Origin of the sequence: Caldanaerobius fijiensis DSM 17918 (genome assembly GCF_900129075.1) — a bacterium.
Classification (GTDB): Bacteria; Bacillota; Thermoanaerobacteria; order Thermoanaerobacterales; family Caldanaerobiaceae; genus Caldanaerobius; species Caldanaerobius fijiensis.
The window spans coordinates 1-4,352 of the sequence record NZ_FQVH01000065.1; the positions used below are offsets into that span (position 1 = coordinate 1).

Genomic DNA, 4,352 nt, shown 5'->3' on the forward strand with positions numbered 1-4,352 from the left:
CGGGTTTTGAGCCTACCTATGAGGGATTGAAACTGCATATTACACCTCCTATTCCCATGCCGATTGGTTCGCTCTTGGCTCTTGCTGCTACAGTAATTACCTCCCTTTGTTATGTAGGAGTTGCTTCATTCGGTTCAGAGCAGTACCTACGTCTGTCTCCGAAGTAGAGAAGTTGGCTGTGAATACAGGAAAGGTCGTAAACGAGAGAAGGTGGAGCTTCTTTCACGAGCATCTTCAGCTTCTTCGCAGCTACCACAGAGCAGGCACCGGTAGGTAGCGTTTGTTGGTGCTCCACATATCGGATAATGTCTTGCACTCTTTTGAGTACTTCTCGTTTGATCATATTACCATCTCATTCTTTTATAGGAAAATTATAACTATTTATGATAAAATTATAATTTACTTCCAAAGGACTTAAAAGAAGGTACACCAAAATTTCTCTCGTAAACGTTGATACTCATTAAGGAGAACGGAAAGCATCGTTGATTTCTATATTGGCTTCTCTGCCTCCCACGTTTTTTCCGAAATACGGTACTCCCTTCCCACAGGGCTGATGGTATCTGCAATCCCAGTAGCCATCCGGCATTACCTCCTTTCCAATTCCAATGGTACCAGGCGAATGGGAAAAAGTAAGATAACAAGTAGACCCAAAGGTAGCGTCAAGGAGCGTCAAAGTTTCAAATTTCAAAAGGGGTATTGACTTGAAGTTAACTCCAGCATGTATACTCTGATTATGGAGAAGCGGTTTAGAGTATTTCCCTAGAGCTAACTTCAACATGTACACTCTAGTTGTGAAAGTAATATTTTATTCTGAGGAGGTACGAAACATGGAACGCTTGTGGACAAGATCTTTTATTCTTATGATCCTGGAGACATTTTTTTTGTTTACCGCATTTTATATGTTGTATCCAACTCTACCACTGTTTATAAAACATATAGGTGGTAATGAAACCCATGTAGGGCTCTCTATGGGTATCTTTATGTTGTCTGCAGTTATTTTCCGACCAGTTATCGGGGGACTTCTGGATAGGTTTGGTAGGCGATCGTTTATTATACTGGGGCTATCTTTCTTTACTTTGACAATGTATATGTATAATTGGGTGAACGGAATTACTGATTTGATATGGCTTAGAATATTGCATGGAGTAAGTTGGGCTATTTCTACAACTGCTATTGGTACAGTGATTGCAGACATAGTTCCCAAAGCTCGCTATGGGGAGGGTATGGGATGGTATGGGACAGCTATGACCTTTGCTATGGCTATTAGTCCAATGTTAGGTGTTTGGATTGTACAGAAACTCTCATATCATGCTCTGTTTCTATTTGCTGTAGCTTTTTCTATCACAGCATTACTATTACCGTTTGGTGTGAAAATGCCTTTCCAACCACAATCGGATTCAAGGAGAATCGAATTTTTTGAGAAATCTGTCTTGTCTGTTGCAGTATCGGTCTTATTTCTATTTATCTCCTATGGCAGTATTACCACTTTTGTTCCACTGTTCGCTGACTCGCTTAGGGTCAATTCCGGTTTATTTTTTCTGGTTTATTCTGCAACGCTTTTCTTAAGCCGTCCCATTGGAGGAAAACTTTCAGACCAGTACGGTGAGATGTTTGTGGTTATACCTGCTCTTTTGATTTCTATTTTAGCTTTGATTGTTCTAAGTCTCTCGACTGGATTGTTCGGTATGCTTGTTTCAGCGACTCTGTACGGTATTGGTTTTGGTTCTGCACAACCAGTTCTCCAAGCGACGATATTACGTCTCGTTCCTCCAGATCATCGGGGAGTAGCCAGTGCCTCCTTTTCAACTGCTACTGATCTTGGCATTGGATTAGGTTCAATTATATTTGGTTGGGTTGCAAAATACACAAGCTACCAGATATTATTCACAATTAGTGCTGTTTCGGTTATATTTTCCTTATTAGTGTTTGTTTTTTTTGCTAAACATTTGTCAAAAAGCAAAGGACTTCGTTAACAGTTTTTATCGTTATTCAACAAAGGGAGGTATCTCTTAAAAGATTTGTCCATCATATCTATTTAAAGAGAAAAAAGATCTACTTTATAAGTGGCAAGACAAAATCCAACTATGTGATACAAGCTATTATGTAAACCTATATATGGTCTATAATCTTAAAAGGGTATTGACTTGGAGTTAACTCAAGCATGTATACTTTAATTGTAGAGTAAAATAAACTATATCATTGGTAGGAGGGTCAAACAATGGAATATGTAAGATTAGGTAACACAGGACTTGAAGTATCGCGGATTTGCCTAGGGTGTATGAGCTTTGGAGACCCTAATGTATGGCTGCATAAATGGGTGCTTAATGAGGAAGAGAGTCGATCTATTATTAAAAGAGCTCTTGAGCTTGGAATTAACTTCTTTGATACGGCTAACGTATACTCACTTGGGATAAGCGAAGAGATTCTAGGACGTGCAATAAAGGACTTTGCAAACCGCGATGAGGTTGTTATTGCCACAAAGGTATGGGGTAAAATGTTTGATGGGCCTAATGGTGGAGGCCTTTCCAGGAAAGCAATTATGAGGGAGATCGACAATAGCTTGAAACGCTTGGGAATGGATTATGTCGATCTGTATATTATTCATCGTTGGGATTACAATACTCCAATTGAAGAAACGATGGAAGCATTGCATGATATTGTAAAAGCCGGAAAGGCTAGGTATATAGGTACCTCTGCGATGTATGCGTGGCAATTCCAAAAGGCGCTTTACACGGCAGAAAAGAACGGCTGGACTCGTTTTGTAAGCATGCAAAATCACTACAATCTCATTTACCGTGAAGAAGAAAGGGAAATGTTGCCGTTGTGCAAAGCTGAAAAGATAGCCGTCACACCTTATAGTCCACTGGCAGCAGGAAGGTTGTGCCGAGATTGGTCAGCGGAAACTAAACGTTATGAAACCGACCAAGTTGCGAAATCCAAATATGACTCGACGTATGAAACGGATAAGATTATAGTGGATCGGGTAAAGGAAGTGGCACAAAGACACGGAGTATCTCAGGCACAGATTGCATTGGCTTGGTTATTGCAGAAAGAACCGGTGGTTGCTCCTATTATAGGTGCGACAAAGATTTCCCATGTAGAAGAAGCGGTGGCATCTTTATCGGTTTCTCTGAGCCCAGAGGAGGTTGCCTATTTGGAAGAGCCGTATGTACCTCATCGAATTGTGGGCCCTATTTGATAAATCAGCGGCCATAGGCACAGCAGATATTTAGCTGGCTCCAGAGGGACTAAGTGCTTTAAACGACGCACCCTCCAGGATAAATATTTTGAAAGGAGAGTAAATGTGGCAAAACAAATCCTTGTCGCCTATTTTACCTGGTCCGAAAACACGCGTAAAATTGCAAATATAATCCACAAAGAGATTGGTGGAACTATTTGTGAGATACAACCTGCAGTGCCTTATCCCACTTCATACCGTGCGGTTGTGGAGCAAGCAAAGAAAGAAATACAGGCAGGTTATAAGCCTCCATTAAAATCAAAAATCGATCATATTGAGACATACGACACGATTTTTGTTGGTTCACCAAATTGGTGGGGTACAATAGCACCTCCGATTGCTACCTTTTTATCAGAATACGATTTGTCAGGTAAAACCATCGTACCCTTTTGCACGCACGGCGGAGGTGGAAAGGGGCGAATTAGTAGTGATATCACTAAGCTATGCCCTCAATCAACCATCCTGAATGTATTTGAAATATATGGAAGCGACGCAGGAAACGCGCAAGCCAAGGTATCCCAATGGCTGCGCAAAATAGGCATTACCCAGTGAAATTGTTAACCATCTGCAAAAGATAGGTTTTTGTGCAAAAAGTTATTTTTTAGCCCTGATTTTTGGTAATACCAGTCAGGGTATTTTTGTCTGCTTTTTTAAAAATCTTCACACGGCAACTTCACTTTAATTCTAATCGCTCAAATATAAAATTTGCAAAGAGCAGAAACACTCCTGATTGTGAACTACATCGCCAATGAATTGGCGCGCTTCGTGCTCCCGATGAAACCTCGATAAAAGTTCCATCGGTACGCAACTGGGGTGTCCAACCCCACTACTGCCGTGATAGGTCTCCCTATCCTTCGCAGATACTTTTTCATTATGTTATATGCTCCTACGCAATCGGCATTGAATAATTTGTTTTCAATAATATACAGCCCTCTTTGTTTGCGGTTTGTTTTCTTTGCAGTCTTTTCACTTACTTCTTCTTCATAAGGGCTGCATTGGCTTGTGTAGCTTTCTTCTTGTTTTTCTACCCTTATTCCTTTATCTTCTGCTTTGTATGTTATCAGGTTTTCTATTCTCTTAAATGGCCATTTGTGGATTTTTTGATTGTTTACAC

5 protein-coding genes are annotated in these 4,352 nt (G+C 40.5%); 3 read left to right on the top strand and 2 right to left on the bottom strand.

The window, feature by feature from the left end:
• Positions 1-460: 460 nt before the first annotated feature.
• Entirely contained in the window at positions 461-775 is a 315-nt protein-coding gene (locus BUB87_RS14290; RefSeq protein WP_159432434.1) for a hypothetical protein, read from the bottom strand.
• Between the two features lie 52 nt (positions 776-827).
• On the opposite strand from BUB87_RS14290, the gene BUB87_RS13655 reads away from it, so the two are divergent.
• The 3 genes from BUB87_RS13655 (at position 828) to BUB87_RS13665 (ending at position 3,790) form a co-directional block, all read left to right on the top strand.
• Entirely contained in the window at positions 828-1,973 is a 1,146-nt protein-coding gene (locus BUB87_RS13655) for an MFS transporter (protein ID WP_073346597.1), read from the top strand.
• Positions 1,974-2,218: 245 nt separating this feature from the next.
• The gene (locus BUB87_RS13660; RefSeq protein ID WP_073346598.1) at positions 2,219-3,199 is read left to right on the top strand and encodes an aldo/keto reductase; all 981 of its coding nucleotides are present in this window, start codon (positions 2,219-2,221) and stop codon (positions 3,197-3,199) included.
• Positions 3,200-3,304: 105 nt separating this feature from the next.
• Entirely contained in the window at positions 3,305-3,790 is a 486-nt protein-coding gene (locus BUB87_RS13665; RefSeq protein ID WP_073346600.1) for a flavodoxin, read from the top strand.
• Positions 3,791-3,975: 185 nt separating this feature from the next.
• Here BUB87_RS13665 and BUB87_RS13670 read toward each other — a convergent pair.
• Positions 3,976-4,352 (bottom strand): zinc ribbon domain-containing protein (locus tag BUB87_RS13670; RefSeq protein WP_143156722.1); only part of this gene is annotated, 377 nt, incomplete at its 5' end.